Below are 15,532 nucleotides of genomic sequence, written 5' to 3' on the forward strand. Positions count from 1 at the left end.
GTGTTGGACGTTAACTTCTTCGACCAGCTGAAGATCGGCCTGGCCACCGCGGACGAGATCCGCGCGTGGAGCCACGGCGAGGTCAAGAAGCCGGAGACCATCAACTACCGCACGCTCAAGCCCGAGCGGGACGGACTCTTCTGCGAGAAGATCTTCGGCCCGACCCGGGACTGGGAGTGCTACTGCGGCAAGTACAAGCGCGTCCGCTTCAAGGGCATCATCTGTGAGCGTTGTGGCGTCGAGGTCACCCGCTCCAAGGTGCGCCGCGAGCGGATGGGCCACATCGAGCTGGCCGCTCCCGTGACCCACATCTGGTACTTCAAGGGCGTGCCGTCGCGACTGGGCTACCTGCTCGACCTCGCCCCGAAGGACCTCGAGAAGGTCATCTACTTCGCTGCCTACATGATCACCTCCGTCGACGAGGACGCGCGTCACCGCGACCTGCCGTCGCTGGAGAACAAGGTCGGCCTGGAGCGCGACCGTCTCACCAAGCGCATGGACACCGCGCTCAACGACCGCCAGAAGAAGCTCGAGGAGGACCTCGCGGCTCTGGAGGCCGAGGGCGCCAAGGCGGACCAGAAGCGCAAGGTCCGCGACGGTGCCGAGCGCGAGCTCAACTCCATCCGCAAGCGGTCCGAGGGTGAGCTCGCTCGCCTCGAGGCCGTGTGGGACACGTTCAAGAACCTCAAGGTCCAGGACCTGATGGGTGACGAGCTGCTCTACCGCGAGATGAAGAACTGGTTCGGCAAGTACTTCGAGGGCCACATGGGCGCCACGGCGATCCAGAAGCGCCTGCAGGACTTCGACATCGCTGCCGAGGTCGAGTCCCTGCGCGAGACCATCGCCACCGGCAAGGGTCAGCGCAAGGTGCGTGCGCTCAAGCGGCTCAAGGTCGTCGACGCGTTCCGCAAGACCGGCAACCAGCCGATCGGCATGGTCCTGGACGCCGTCCCGGTCATCCCGCCGGACCTGCGCCCGATGGTGCAGCTCGACGGTGGCCGCTTCGCGACCTCCGACCTGAACGACCTGTACCGCCGCGTGATCAACCGGAACAACCGACTCAAGCGTCTGCTCGACCTCGGTGCCCCGGAGATCATCGTCAACAACGAGAAGCGGATGCTCCAGGAGGCCGTCGACTCGCTGTTCGACAACGGCCGTCGTGGTCGTCCGGTGACCGGTCCGGGCAACCGCCCGCTCAAGTCGCTCTCCGACATGCTCAAGGGCAAGCAGGGTCGCTTCCGTCAGAACCTGCTCGGTAAGCGCGTCGACTACTCGGGTCGTTCCGTCATCGTCTCGGGTCCGCAGCTGAAGCTGCACCAGTGCGGTCTGCCCAAGCAGATGGCCCTGGAGCTCTTCAAGCCGTTCGTGATGAAGCGCCTGGTGGACCTGAGCCACGCTCAGAACATCAAGTCCGCCAAGCGGATGGTCGAGCGCGCCCGTCCGGTCGTGTGGGACGTCCTCGAAGAGGTCATCACCGAGCACCCGGTCCTGCTGAACCGTGCACCTACCCTGCACCGTCTCGGCATCCAGGCGTTCGAGCCGCAGCTGATCGAGGGCAAGGCCATCCAGCTGCACCCGCTGGTCTGTGGCGCCTTCAACGCCGACTTCGATGGTGACCAGATGGCTGTTCACCTGCCGCTGTCGGCGGAGGCTCAGGCTGAGGCCCGCGTGCTCATGCTCTCGACGAACAACATCCTCAAGCCGTCGGACGGTCGTCCGGTGACGATGCCGTCGCAGGACATGATCATCGGTCTGTTCTTCCTGACCACCGACCGCGACGACCAGCCCGGTGTCGGCCGTGCGTTCAGCTCGCCCGCCGAGGCGATCATGGCGTTCGACCGTCGCGAGATCACCCTGCAGTCGCAGGTCAAGATCCGGCTCAACGACATCGTGCCGCCGGAGGACTGGGAGGCCCCCGAGGGCTGGACCGCGGGCGACCCGGTCATCCTCGAGACCACCCTCGGCCGGACGATCTTCAACGACACGCTGCCGGCGGACTTCCCGTACGTCAACGAGGAGGTCGGCAAGAAGCGTCTCGGCGCGATCGTCAACGCGCTGGCCGAGCGTTACCCCAAGGTCGTCGTCGCGGCGTCCCTGGACGCCCTCAAGGACAACGGCTTCCACTGGGCCACCCGTTCGGGTGTCACGGTCTCGATCGACGACGTCACCACGCCGGCGAACAAGACCGAGATCCTGGCCGGCTACGAGGCCAAGGCCGCCAAGATCCAGAAGCAGTACGAGCGTGGTCTCGTCACTGACGAGGAGCGCCGTCAGGAGCTCATCGAGATCTGGACCGAGGCCGCCAAGGTCGTCGGTGAGGCGATGGAGAAGGCCTTCGACAAGAAGAACCCGATCTTCATGCAGGTCACCTCGGGTGCCTCGGGTAACTTCAACCAGATCCGCCAGGTCGGCGCCATGCGTGGTCTGGTCGCGAACCCGAAGGGCGAGATCATCCCGCGCCCGATCAAGGCCAACTTCCGTGAAGGCCTGTCGGTGCTCGAGTACTTCATCTCGACCCACGGTGCTCGTAAGGGTCTGGCCGACACCGCTCTGCGTACCGCTGACTCCGGTTACCTCACCCGTCGTCTGGTCGACGTCTCCCAGGACGTCATCATTCGCGAGGAGGACTGTGGCACCGAGCGTGGCTTCGTCGTGGACCTGATCAACGACGACGTCGAGACCACGGCGTACGCCCGGACCGCTGCGACCGAGGTCGTCGCCCCCAACGGCGACGTCCTGGCCCAGCCCGGCGACGACCTGGGTGACGTCAAGATCGCCGAGCTCATCGAGGCCGGCGTGACCGAGATCAAGATCCGTTCGGTCCTCACCTGTGAGGCTGCGACGGGTACCTGCGCGAAGTGCTATGGCCGTTCGCTGGCCACCGGCAAGCTGGTCGACATCGGTGAGGCGGTCGGCATCATCGCCGCCCAGTCCATCGGTGAGCCCGGCACGCAGCTGACCATGCGTACCTTCCACACCGGTGGTGTGGCCTCGGCTGACGACATCACGCAGGGTCTTCCCCGCGTCGTGGAGCTCTTCGAGGCCCGCACCCCGAAGGGTGTCGCCCCGATCAGCGAGGCCGCCGGCCGCGTTCAGATCGAGGAGACGGACAAGGCCCGCAAGGTCCTGGTCACCCCCGACGACGGTTCGGACGTCATCGAGTACGTGGTGTCGCGTCGTTCGCGCCTCAACGTCGCCGACGGCGAGCACGTCGAGGTCGGTCGCACCCTGACGGTCGGTACCCCCGACCCGAAGGAGGTGCTGCGCATCCTCGGTGTCCGCTCCACCCAGAAGCACCTCGTCGACGAGGTCCAGGGCGTGTACAAGTCCCAGGGTGTGGCCATCCACGCGAAGCACATCGAGATCATCGTGCGGCAGATGCTGCGCCGGATCACCGTGCTCGAGTCGGGTGACACCAACCTGCTCCCGTCCGACCTGGTCGACCGCTCGAAGTACGAGTCGGAGAACCGTCGGGTCGTCTCCGAGGGCGGCAAGCCGGCCTCGGGTCGTCCGGAGCTGATGGGTATCACCAAGGCGTCGCTCGCGACCGAGTCGTGGCTCTCGGCGGCCTCCTTCCAGGAGACCACCCGAGTCCTCACCGACGCGGCCATCAACGGGCGCTCCGACAGCCTGCGCGGCCTGAAGGAGAACGTCATCATCGGTAAGCTCATCCCGGCCGGCACCGGCCTGGAGCGCTACCGCAACATCCGGGTCGAGCCGACCGAGGAGGCCCGCGCTGCGGCCTACTCCGTCACCGGCTACGACAACTACGATTACGACTTCGGTCACGGCACTGGTCAGGCCGTCGCTCTCGACGACTTCGACTTCGGCTCGTACCAGAACTGATCGAGTCGATCTGCACGACAGACGCCCTGCCCGCCTCCTGGTGGGCAGGGCGTCTGCCTTTCGTCGCGTACTGAGAGAATGGACGACATGAGCGTGACCTCCACCGATGTGCTGGTGATCGGCGCGGGCCCGGCGGGCTCCTCGGCCGCCACCTGGGCGGCCCGTGCCGGCCGCGAGGTCGTCCTTGTCGACATGGCCACCTTCCCGCGGGACAAGACCTGCGGCGACGGCCTGACCCCGCGGGCGATCGCCGAGCTGGACCGGCTCGGCCTGTCCGACTGGGTCCGCACCCACCCGGTCTCCCGCGGCCTGCGCGCGCACGGCTTCGGCCAGACCCTCGAGCTGCCCTGGCCCGGCGGCAGCCTGCCCGGCTGGGGATCGGCCGTGGCCCGCACCGAGCTCGACGACCACCTCCGGACCGTCGCCCTCAAGGCCGGGGCCACCGGCGTCGAGGGGCGCAAGGCCGTCGGCGTACGTCGTGCAGGGGAGCGGGTCGAGGCGGTCGTCTTCGACGACGGCTCCGAGATCGCCTGCCACTGGCTGATCGTGGCCGACGGGGTGCGCTCGCCCCTGGGCAAGGTGCTCGGCCGGGAGTGGCACCGCGACACCGTCTACGGCGTCGCCGGTCGTTCTTATGTCGACTCCGCCCGCTCCGACGACCCGTGGATCAGCTCGCACCTGGAGCTGCGCGGCGAGGACGGCAAGGTGCTCTCGGGCTACGGCTGGGTCTTCCCGCTCGGTGGCGGCGTGGTCAACCTCGGCGCCGGCACCCTGGCGACCGCCAAACGTCCCGCCGACGTCGCGATCAAGCCCCTGATGCGCACCTACGCCGCCCAGATCCGGGACGAGTTCGGCCTCGCCGGAGACGATCGGGTCGAGCTGCGCGCCGAGGCCTCAGCATTGCTCCCGATGGGCGGCGCGGTGAGCAACGTCGCCGGCCCGAACTGGGCCCTGATCGGCGACGCCGCCGCCTGCGTGAACCCGCTCAACGGCGAGGGGATCGACTACGGCCTGGAGACAGGCCGGCTGATCGCCGACGTCCTGGCCGCCGCGCCGAACACCTCCCTGACCCACATCTGGCCCGAGCTGCTGCGTGAGCACTACGGCGAGTCCTTCTCCATCGCCCGGCGCCTGGCCGGGGTGGCGACCAACCCGAAGCTGGTCGCCGCGCTGGGCCCGCTCGGGATGCGCAGCGACTTCCTGATGACCCTGGCGCTGCGCTGGATGGGCAACCTCGTCACCGACGACGATCGTGACCGTTCGGCTCGGCTGTGGCAGTGGGCCGGTCGGCGCTCACTGGCCGTCGAGCGTCGGCCACTGTTCTCATGAGGCGCGCACCGCGTCGGGAGCGGCTGCCGAAGGTGCAGCGCGTGGCGGCGTACGCCGTCATCCTGCGCGACGACCAGATCCTGCTCTCCCGCCTGGCCGACGCGCTCACCGCGAAGCCGACCTGGACCCTGCCCGGCGGCGGCCTCGACCACGGCGAGGACCCGCGCGCCGCGGTGCGCCGCGAGGTGATGGAGGAGACCGGCCTGCCGGTCACCGTCGGCGAGACCGCGTGGGTGCTCTCGGCACACCGGGCCAACACCTGGCGCCGCGGGCGCAACGTCGACGCGCACGCACTGCGGATCGTGTACGACGGCTGGGTGCCGGTCGACGCACCCGCACCGCGCACCCTCGAGGTCGGCGGCTCGACCGCCGAGGCGGCCTGGCACCCGATCTCCGCGGTCCTGTCCGGGGCGGTCGCGACCCTGCCCCTGGTCCGCGAGGCGTTGCGCCAGCACCGCACCGCCGAGGTGCAGCGGGTGGCCGCCTACGGGCTGCTCACCCGGGTGGTGCAGGGCGGTGCCGGCGAGCGCACCGAGGTGCTGCTCACCCGGATCGCCCCGCACGCCGTCAGCGGCGGCAAGTGGCACCTGCCCGGCGGCGGCCTCGACTTCGGTGAGTCCCCACGCGACGGGCTGCAGCGCGAGTTCGCCGAGGAGACCGGCCTCAAGGTCGAGATCGGCGCGCCCCTGGAGATCCGCGACGTGCACTTCACCGGCGTCGCGCCCAGCGGACGCCTGGAGGACTTCCACGGCATCCACCTGGTCTTCCGGGCCACCCAGCTCGGTGACGAGGAGCCCGAGGTGGTCGAGGTCGGGGGCACCACCGACGCTGTCGCCTGGGTGCCGGTGGCCGAGGTCGCGGCCCTGGACACCACCGTCGTGGTGGCCGCGTCGCTGGAGGCGGCCGGATACTGACCGTGATGCGTCGCGTGGGTGACGCGGATGGGACAATGACGCTGTGACACTGGTGGCCACCGATCTCGCAGCCGAGCTCCGTCGTTCCGGGATCGAGGGCGTGGACGACTCCACGCTGGCGCGCGCGCTGTACTCCTCCGACGCCTCGCTCTACCGGGTCATCCCGCAGGTCGTGGTCAAGCCGCGTCACACCGATGAGCTGATCGCCCTGCACGAGGCCTCCCGTCGTCTCGGTGTGCCGCTGACCATGCGCGGTGCGGGCACCTCGATCGCCGGCAACGCCGTCGGCCCGGGGATCGTGGCCGACACCCGTCACCTCAACCGGGTCCTGGAGATCGACCCGGAGGCGCGGACCGCGCGGATCGAGCCGGGGATCGTGCACGCCGACCTGCAGCGTGCCGCGGCGCCGTACGGACTGCGCTTCGGGCCCGACCCGTCGACCCACACCCGCTGCACCATCGGCGGGATGATCGGCAACAACGCGTGCGGCAACCGGGCGCTGGGCTACGGCCGCACCGTGGACAACGTCGAGGCGCTCTCGGTCGTCTTCGGCACCGGCGAGGTCGCCCACTTCGGTGACGCCGGCACCGCGGGGCCGGCCGCCACCACCGACTCCGAGGCGGCGCGTCGCCTGATCGAGCTCGGCGACTCCCACCTCGCCCACCTGCGCACCGAGTTCGGCCGGTTCGGCCGCCAGGTCTCGGGGTACTCCCTGGAGCACCTGCTGCCCGAGCGGGGCCGCCGGATCGAGCGGTTCCTGGTCGGCACCGAGGGGACCCTGGCGACGGTGCTGGAGGCGACCGTCCGCCTGGTCGTCGACGAGCCCGGCCGGCTGCTGCTGGTGCTGGGCTACGGCACCATGCACGAGGCCGCCGACGCGATCCCGCACGTCAACGCCGCCGGTGCCGGCCGCCTGATCGCGGTGGAGGGCATGGACGCCCGGATCGTCGACCTGGTCCGTTCGAAGTCCGGTGCCGTGCCCGATCTGCCCCGCGGGGCCGGCTGGCTGATCGTCGAGGCCGCCGGCGAGGACGCCACCGACGTGCTGACCCGGGTCGCCGGTGCCGCCGACGCCCTGGAGTCACGCCTGGTCACCGACGCCGCCGAGATGGCGGCGCTGTGGAAGATCCGCGAGGACGGCGCCGGTCTGGCCGGTCGCTCGCTGCCCACCCCGGCCTACTCCGGTTGGGAGGACGCCGCCGTGCCGCCCGCCCACCTGGGCGCCTGGCTGCGCGACTTCGACGAGATCCTCGACGCCCACGGCCTCCAGGGCCTGCCCTACGGCCACTTCGGCGACGGCTGCATCCACTGCCGGATCGACTTCCCGTTCGCCCCCGGCGACCCGAGCTCGGCCGACGTCTTCCGCGAGTTCATGCTCGCCTGCGCCACCGGACTGAAGAAGTACGGCGGCTCCATCTCCGGCGAGCACGGCGACGGTCGGGTCCGCTCCGAGCTGCTCTCCGTCATGTACGACGACACCTCACTGGGCCTCTTCGGTGCGGCCAAGGAGATCTGCGACCCGGCTGCCCTGATGAACCCGGGCAACATCGTGGACCCGGCGCCGATGACCGCCGACCTGCGTCCGATCCGGCCGCGCTCCAAGCCGGTCACCGCGCTGCGTCTGCTGCACGACGACGGCGACCTGGGGGCGGCGGTGCACCGGTGCACCGGCGTCGGCAAGTGTGTGGCCCCGCATACGGCGGGCGTGATGTGTCCGTCGTACCTCGGCACCAAGGACGAGAAGGACTCGACCCGCGGCCGTGCCCGGGTCCTCCAGGAGGCGCTCGACGGCGCCCTGGTCACGGGGCTGGCCGACCCCGCCGTCGGGGACGCCCTCGACCTCTGCCTGGCCTGCAAGGGCTGCTCCTCGGACTGCCCGAGCGGGATCGACATGGCGACCTACAAGTCGGAGTCGCTCTACCAGACCTACGACGCCCCCCGCACCGACGGGACGAAGGCGCCGCGTCGGCCGCGCTCGCACTTCCTGCTGGGTCGGCTGCCGCAGTGGATCCGGCTCGGCGCCCCGTTCGGGCGGCTCACCAACCTGGCGATGAAGGTGCCGCCGGTCGCGGCGTTCGCGAAGTGGTTCGCCGGTCTCGACCAGCGCCGCTCGGTGCCGACCTTCGCCCCGAAGACCCTCAAGCGCTCGACGGCGACCAGCACGCTGGCGGGGGAGAAGCCCGACGTGTGGATCTGGGCCGACTCGTTCACCGACCACTTCTTCACCCAGTCCGGCCACGGTGCGATCGCCTATCTGGAGGCCGCCGGCCTGAACGTCCGGGTGATCAAGGAGGACGCCTGCTGCGGTCTGACCTGGATCACCACCGGGCAGCTCGACCAGGCCCGCTCGATCATGGAGCGCACCGTGCGCACGCTGGCGCCCTACATCGCCTCGGGGACGCCGGTGCTGGGCCTGGAGCCGTCGTGCACCGCCACGCTGCGCTCGGACTCCGTCGAGCTGACCGACCTGCCCGAGGCCCAGACCGTCGCCGACGGACTGCTCACCTTCGCCGAGCTGGTCACCCGGCTCGACCTGCCGCTGCCCGACCTGAGCGGTGTCGAGATCGTCGCCCAGCCGCACTGCCACCAGTCGGCGGTGCTCGGCTGGAAGGCCGACCAGGCGCTGCTGGAGAAGGCCGGCGCCGTCGTCACCAAGGTCGCGGGCTGCTGTGGGCTGGCCGGCAACTTCGGGGTGGAGCAGGGCCATTACGAGGTCTCCGTCGCGATCGCCGAGACGCACCTGCTCCCGGCGGTCCGCTCCCACCCCGAGGCGGTGATCCTGGCTGACGGGATGAGCTGCCGGGTGCAGCTCGACGACCTCGCCGACGTCCCGACGATGCACCTCGCCGAGCTGTTCGCTTCTAAACTGAAGCGGTGAGCCCACAGAGACGCCGCCTGATCATCCCGCTGGCACTGGTGGCGCTCCTGATCATCGTCGTGATCGCGCAGGTGATCCGATGAAGGCCACCAACGACAAGGCCGAGCGCGTCTCGGAGCCGCTGCTGCGTGCCCTCAACCGGATGCGCTCCACGGTGCTCGACCCCGAGGTCACCGTCTCGGTGGTCGCGTCGGGCAAGCAGAAGGGCACGACCCCGCCGTGGCGTCGCGCCGAGCTGCGCTACGTCGATCTCAAGGCCGGTCGTCACCTGCAGGTGACGACGTACGACGCCACGCAGGCGTTCACCGCGAACCACCCGCTCGGCTCGGGCGAGGGCGGCGCCACCGAGGCGCTCGACGCCCTCCTGGACCAGCCGTTCGCGACCTGGGTGCTGACCACGCGCACCGAGGAGACCACGATCCTGGCCAAGACCTCGCACACCGCGCTGGTCTCGACCAAGGAGACTGCTGGGGAGACGGCTGCGACCGGGGCGTCCGAGGGTGATTCGCCAGCAGGTGTCCCGGCCGAGCGCGGCCACGACCGGGTCAAGGAGCGGATGCTGCCCGAGTCCGACCCGGTCTTCATCACGCTGGGGATCAGCGACAAGGACGGCCGCCTCAAGCCGAGCCGCCAGGCCAAGTACCGCCAGGTCGAGGAGTTCCTCCGCCAACTCGATACTGCCCTCACCGAGGCGCTGGCCAAGAAGCAGCTGCGCACGCCGACGGCCGAGGAGCCGCTGCGGATCGTCGACCTGGGCTGCGGCAACGGCTACCTGACCTTCGCCGCCCAGCGCTACCTCACCACGAAGGGGCTGCCCGTCGTCGTCACCGGCGTCGACATCAAGGAGCAGTCGGCCGAGCACAACAGTGGCGTCGCCACCACGCTGGGTGTCGCAGCGGAGTTCGTCGTCGGCACCATCGACGGCGTCACCCTGGACCAGGCCCCCGACGTCGTCCTCGCGCTGCACGCCTGCGACACCGCGACCGACGAGGCCCTGGCACGAGCGGTCGGCTGGGAGGCACCGCTGGTGCTGGTGGCGCCCTGCTGCCACCACGACATCGCGGCCCAGATGCGCAAGGCGCCCACCCCGGCGCCGTACGCCATGCTGACCCGGCACGGCATCCTGCGCGAGCGGCTGGCCGACACCCTCACCGACGGGCTGCGGGCCTCGCTGCTGCGGATGAGCGGCTACAAGGTGGACGTGATCCAGTTCGTCGAGTCCCAGCACACCCCGCGCAACACCATGCTGCGTGCCACCCGCACCGGCGGCCCGGTCAAGGGTGGCTCGGTGAAGAAGGAGTACGACGACCTCGTCGCGACCTGGGGACTGACGCCGAAGCTCGCCGAGCTGCTCGCGGCTCAGAGCGCTCAGAGCGCGCCGGTCGCCGACTGAGGCCATGACGGTCGGGCTCGTGCTGGGCAGGGGCGTGGCCACGGCGGTCCTCGCCGTGCTGCCCACCGCAGCCGGGTCCGGTGACGTCGCCTTCACCTTCGACGACCCGCGGATCGCGGAGTCCTCGGGCCTGGTGGCGCTGGCCGACGGCACCTTCGTCACCACCAACGACTCCGGTGACGTCGGCCGGGTCTTCGTGGTCTCGGCCACCGGCCGGACCGTCAGGGTCGCGCAGTGGTCCGACGAGGCCGTCGACCAGGAGTCGCTGGCACCGTCGACGCACGCGGACCGGGTCTGGGTCGGCGACACCGGTGACAACGCCGCCCGCCGCGACGACATCGTGCTGCGCGAGGTCGGGGTGGGGGCCGCCAACGCGGGCCGGGTCTACCGCACGATCCACGCCGTCTATCCCGACGGGGCGCACGACGCCGAGACCCTGATGCGGGCGCCCGACGGGCGGCTGCTGGTGGTCTCGAAGGGGTTCCTGGGTGGGACGCTCTACGGGCTGCCGCGGTCTCTTGCCTCAGGTGCGGGAACGGCCGCTGATCCGGTGACCCTGGAGCCGCTCAGCTCCGCCGGTGCGATGCTCGCGATGGCCACCGACGGCGCCTTCCTGCCCGACGGGAAGCACGTCCTGGTGCGCGGCTACGTCTCGGCGACGCTGTACGCCTGGCCCTCCCTTGACCGGCTCGGCTCGATGACCCTGCCCGGCCAGCGCCAGGGGGAGGGGCTGGCGATCGCCTCGGACGGCTCGCTGTGGCTGACCAGCGAGGGGGCGCACAGCAAGGTGCTCCACATCGCCCTGTCGGACAAGCTCGCCGGTCTGGTGGCTCCGTCCGCGACCGCCACCCCCAGCGCCGAGATCCGGGTTCACCACGGTCGAGATCCGGGTTCGCCACCGTCGAGTTCCGGGTTCGCCACGGATCACTGGGCCTGGATCGGCGGCGGGGCCGTCGGTGTCGGGCTGGTCGGCTACCTGGTCTACGCCTGGCGTGGGCGGGGCCGCGCGGGTCGACGTACCGGAGAAGGCTGAGTTGGCCTCAGGCCTCGGGGATCGGCAGATCGAAACGATCCGGGCGCGCGACGTCGGGGTCGGGGCCCGAGCGGACCCCAGTATCGAGGGACCCGATCGCTGCCATCTGCTCGGGCGACAGCGCGAAGTCGGCGACGTCGAAGTTCTCCGAGATCCGCATCGGGTTGGTCGACTTCGGGATAGCCGAGCGCCCCTCCTGGAGATGCCAGCGCAGCATCACCTGCGCCGGACTGCGGCCGTGGTCGTGCGCGATCGAGGCCAGCGTCGGGTCCTCCATCACCGAGCGCCGCTCCTCGCCCCACCCCGGATAGAAGGTGATCCCGCCGATCGGCGACCAGGCCTGAGTAAGGATGCCGTGCGCGGCGTCGGCGGCCTGCACGTCGGGCTGCGCGAAGTAGGGGTGCAGCTCGATCTGGTTGATCGCCGGCACCACGTCGGTCTGATCCAGCAGCCGGGTCAGGTGGTGCGGCATGAAGTTGCTGACCCCGATCGCCCGCACGGCGCCGGCGTTGAGCAGCGTCTCCAGAGCGCGGTACGCCGCCACCGTGGCCTCCCACCGGTCCGGCGCCGGCTGGTGGAGGATCAAGAGGTCCAACTGGTCGACGCCGAGCTTCGCGGTCGCCTTCTCGAAGGCGTGCAGGGTCTGCTCGTAGCCGTAGTCGCTCACCCAGACCTTGGTCTCGATCACGACCTCGTCCCGGCTCAGCCCACTGGCGCGGATCGCGTCGCCGACCTCGCGTTCGTTCCCGTACGCCGCGGCGGTGTCGATGTGCCGGTAGCCCACCGCCAGCGCTTCGGCGACCGCCGCAGTCGTCTCCTCCGGCGGGCTCTGGAAGACGCCGAAGCCCAGGGCGGGCATCGTGACGCCGTTGTTCAGCGTCAGCGTCGGGATGCCCGACGGGACCTCGGGGTCGAACGAGACCGAATCGCTCATGCCTCCACGGTACGTCGGGCCAGGTGAGGCCCGGCGTACCGTGCGGGCTGCAGTCCGTCGCCGGTGGGGAGCGGGCTCAGAGACGCTCGACGACGTAGTCGAGGCACCGGGTCAGCGCTGCCACGTCGGCGGCGTCGACGGCCGGGTACATCGCGATCCGGAGCTGGTTGGCGCCGATCCCGCGGTAGGCGTCCAGGTCGACGACGCCGTTGGCGCGCAGCTCGTCCATCACGCGCTTCTTGTCGATCGAGGCGTCGAGCTCGATGGTGCCCACGACATCGGAGCGGTGCGCGGCGTCGTCGACGAACGGGGCGGCGTACGACGACGCCTCGGCCCATCCGTAGAGCTCGGCGGCCGAGGCTGCCGTCCGCTTCGCCATCCCCGCCAGGCCGCCGTTGTCACGCATCCACTCCAGGGTGCGCGCCATCAGGAAGAGCGAGGCCAGCGCCGGGGTGTTGAGGGTCTGGTCCTTGCGGGTGTTGTCCAGCGCGCTGACCAGGTCGAAGAAGGCGGGGATGTGGCGGCCCGAGGCCTTGATCCGCTCGGCGCGCTCGATCGCGGCGGGGGAGAGGGTGGTGAACCACAGCCCGCCGTCGGAGGCGAACGACTTCTGTGGCGCGAAGTAGTAGACGTCGGCGGCGGTGACGTCGAAGTCCAGGCCGCCGGCGGCCGAGGTGGCGTCGACCAGGGTGACCTGGCCCGCGGTCGCACCGACCGGGCGGACGACGGGGGACCAGACCCCGGTCGAGGTCTCGTTGTGCGTCCACGCGTACGCGTCCACGTCCTCGTCGGCGACGTTGACGCTGCGCGAGCCGGGCTCGGCGGTGATCACGCTCGGGCTGCGCAGCCACGGCGCCGCGTTGGCGGCCTTGGCGAACTTGCCGCCGAACTCGCCGAAGACCGCGTGCTGGGAGCGCTCCTCGATCAGGGCGTAGGTGGCCAGGTCCCAGAACGCCGTCGAGCCGCCGTTGCCGATCGCGATCTCGTAGCCCTCGGGGAGGGAGAAGAGGTCGCTGAGCCCGTCGATGACCTCGCGGACGAGCTGCTTGACCGGCGGCTGGCGGTGCGAGGTGCCCATCAGGGTGCGGCCGGTCGCGGCCAGCGCCTCGAGCCAGCCGTCGGGAACCTTGGAGGGCCCAGATCCGAATCGTCCGTCGTGGGGCAGGAGGTCGGTGGGGATCTGGATCGCCATGTCCGTATTCTCCCATCCGTGCTTGATGTACGTCGCCTCGGTTATGATCATCCCGATGCTGTGCTCCTCACCGAGCGCCTCCAGGCGTTCTACGCGGAGCGATACGGCAGCGGTGACGACGACCCGACGGACCCCGCACAGTTCGTGCTCCCGGCCGGGACCTTCTTGGTCGGGTACGTCGACGACGTACCGGTCGCAACCGGGGCGTGGCGAAGGGTCGCGCTGTCCCGGCTCGGCACCAGCGAGGTCGCCGAGCTCAAGCGGATGCACGTCGTGCCCGAGGCCCAGCGACGCGGCTTCGCCCGGGAGATCCTGACCGCGCTGGAGGCCTCGGCTCGCTCAGCGGGCCTGGAGGCGCTGATCCTCTCCACCGGGCTCGGGCAGCCCGAGGCGATCGCGTTCTACGAGGCGTCGGGGTACGAGCCGATAGAGGGGTTCGGGCACTACGCGGGGATGGAGCTGAACCGCTGCTACGGCAAGCGCCTCTAGCGACTTCCGGGTTCACCACGCGCGAGATCCGGGTTTACCCATGCCAGATCCGGGTTTGCCACGCTCGAATTCCGGGTTCGCCACGCGCGAGATCCGGGTTTACCCCATGCGAGATCCGGGTTCGCCACGCGCGAGATCCGGGTTTACCCATGCCAGATCCGGGTTCGCCACGCCTTTGGTGGTGAACCCGGAAGTCGGTGGTGGTGAACCCGGAATTCGGCGGTGGTGAACCCGGAAGTCAGACCCAGGACGGGTCGTAGCCGGGGATGTCCGAGGCCGGACGTGAGCCCGGGCCTGCGTAGATCGCGCTCGGGCGGATCAGGCGGCCGGTGGTGCGCTGCTCCAGGATGTGGGCCGACCAGCCGCCGGTGCGGGCGCAGGTGAACATCGAGGTGAACATGTGCGCGGGGATCTCGGCGAAGTCGAGCACGATCGCGGCCCAGAACTCGACGTTGGTCTCCAGGACCCGGTCGGGACGGCGCTCGCGCAGCTCGGCCAGAGCCGCCTCCTCCAGCGCCTGGGCGACCTCGTAGCGCGGAGCCGACAGCTCGGCCGCCGTACGACGAAGGACGCGGGCTCGCGGGTCCTGCGCGCGGTAGACCCGGTGACCGAAGCCCATCAGCCGCTCACCGGAGTCCAGCAGGCCCTTGACGTAGGCGCGGGCGTCGCCGGCCTTCTCGACGTCCTCGATCATGCCGAGCACGCGGGACGGGGCGCCGCCGTGCAGCGGGCCGGACATGGCGCCGATCGCGCCGGACAGGGCGGCGGCGACGTCGGCACCGGTCGAGGTGATCACCCGGGCGGTGAAGGTCGAGGCGTTCATGCCGTGCTCGGCTGCCGAGGACCAGTACGCGTCGATCGCCTTGACGTGCTTGGGGTCGGCCTCGCCGCGCCAGCGGATCAGGAACTTCTCGGCCAGCGTGGCGCCCTGGTCGACGACGTGCTGCGGGACGACCGGGTGGCCGATGCCGCGGGCCGACTGGCCGGCCCAGGCCAGCACCATGACGGCGGCGCGGCCGAGGTCCTCGCGGACCTTCTCCGGGGTGGAGTCGTAGGTGTAGGTGATGCCGAAGGCGGGTGCGAGCTGCGCGATGGCCGACTGCAGGTCGACGCGGACGTCGCCGGTGTGGACAGGCAGCGAGTAGGCCTCGGCTGGCTGCAGGCCGGGGGTGAAGGAGCCGTCGATCAGCAGGCCCCACACGTTCTCGAACGGCACCCGGCCGGCGAGGTCCTCGATGTCGACGCCGCGGTAGCGCAGCGCCGAGCCCTCCTTGTCCGGCTCCGCGATCTGCGTTTCGAAGGCGACGACGCCCTCCAGTCCGTGGTGTACCTCAGGCATCGGCGAACTCCTTCGATCGATCGGGCAGCCCTCTCCGGATCCGGATGGTCTGCAGGCCCTTGGCATTCTGCTGCACGCCCTCCCCACCGCTCTCCTAAGGTGGCTGCATGGCCCCAGCACACGACCTCGCGGCCCTGCGCAAGGAGTACGGCGATCGCGGACTCGACGAGGCGGAGGTGAACGCC

Annotated in this window: 10 protein-coding genes; 7 read left to right on the plus strand and 3 right to left on the minus strand. The window is 70.3% G+C overall.

Features of this window, described 5'->3' with window-relative positions; translation table 11 throughout:
- From Q1V88_RS15735 to Q1V88_RS15760, 6 genes are all read left to right on the plus strand, one after another.
- The gene (locus Q1V88_RS15735) at positions 1–3,846 is read left to right on the plus strand and encodes a DNA-directed RNA polymerase subunit beta' (RefSeq protein WP_300682239.1); all 3,846 of its coding nucleotides are present in this window, start codon (positions 1–3) and stop codon (positions 3,844–3,846) included.
- 87 nt (positions 3,847–3,933) lie between these two features.
- Positions 3,934–5,175 (plus strand): geranylgeranyl reductase family protein, encoded by a 1,242-nt coding sequence (locus Q1V88_RS15740; RefSeq protein ID WP_300682240.1) that lies wholly within the window; start codon positions 3,934–3,936, stop codon positions 5,173–5,175.
- Entirely contained in the window at positions 5,172–6,089 is a 918-nt protein-coding gene (locus Q1V88_RS15745) for an NUDIX domain-containing protein (RefSeq protein WP_300682241.1), read from the plus strand. Before Q1V88_RS15740 ends, Q1V88_RS15745 begins: the two co-directional genes overlap by 4 nt.
- A 43-nt stretch (positions 6,090–6,132) precedes the next feature.
- Positions 6,133–8,967, plus strand: a complete 2,835-nt coding sequence (locus Q1V88_RS15750; protein ID WP_300682242.1) for an FAD-binding and (Fe-S)-binding domain-containing protein — start codon at positions 6,133–6,135, stop codon at positions 8,965–8,967.
- A gap of 79 nt (positions 8,968–9,046) precedes the next feature.
- Positions 9,047–10,360: an SAM-dependent methyltransferase gene (locus tag Q1V88_RS15755; protein ID WP_300682243.1), complete on the plus strand. Its 1,314-nt coding sequence runs from the start codon at positions 9,047–9,049 to the stop codon at positions 10,358–10,360.
- A gap of 4 nt (positions 10,361–10,364) precedes the next feature.
- A complete protein-coding gene (locus Q1V88_RS15760) occupies positions 10,365–11,393 on the plus strand; it encodes a hypothetical protein (RefSeq protein ID WP_300682244.1) in 1,029 nt (342 codons plus the stop codon).
- A gap of 7 nt (positions 11,394–11,400) precedes the next feature.
- On the opposite strand, the gene Q1V88_RS15765 is transcribed toward Q1V88_RS15760, so the two are convergent.
- Positions 11,401–12,327: an aldo/keto reductase gene (locus Q1V88_RS15765; protein ID WP_300682245.1), complete on the minus strand. Its 927-nt coding sequence runs from the start codon at positions 12,325–12,327 to the stop codon at positions 11,401–11,403.
- 76 nt (positions 12,328–12,403) lie between these two features.
- Positions 12,404–13,519 (minus strand): phosphoserine transaminase, encoded by a 1,116-nt coding sequence (serC, locus tag Q1V88_RS15770; protein WP_300682246.1) that lies wholly within the window; start codon positions 13,517–13,519, stop codon positions 12,404–12,406.
- 60 nt (positions 13,520–13,579) lie between these two features.
- Here serC and Q1V88_RS15775 point away from each other — a divergent pair, with 60 nt between their 5' ends.
- Entirely contained in the window at positions 13,580–14,008 is a 429-nt protein-coding gene (locus Q1V88_RS15775; protein WP_300682247.1) for a GNAT family N-acetyltransferase, read from the plus strand.
- Positions 14,009–14,246: 238 nt separating this feature from the next.
- On the opposite strand, the gene Q1V88_RS15780 is transcribed toward Q1V88_RS15775, so the two are convergent.
- Positions 14,247–15,347 (minus strand): citrate synthase 2, encoded by a 1,101-nt coding sequence (locus tag Q1V88_RS15780; RefSeq protein WP_300682248.1) that lies wholly within the window; start codon positions 15,345–15,347, stop codon positions 14,247–14,249.
- Between the last annotated feature and the right edge of the window lie 185 nt (positions 15,348–15,532).

It is taken from the genome of Nocardioides sp., from assembly GCF_030150155.1.
Taxonomy (GTDB): Bacteria; Actinomycetota; Actinomycetes; order Propionibacteriales; family Nocardioidaceae; genus Nocardioides.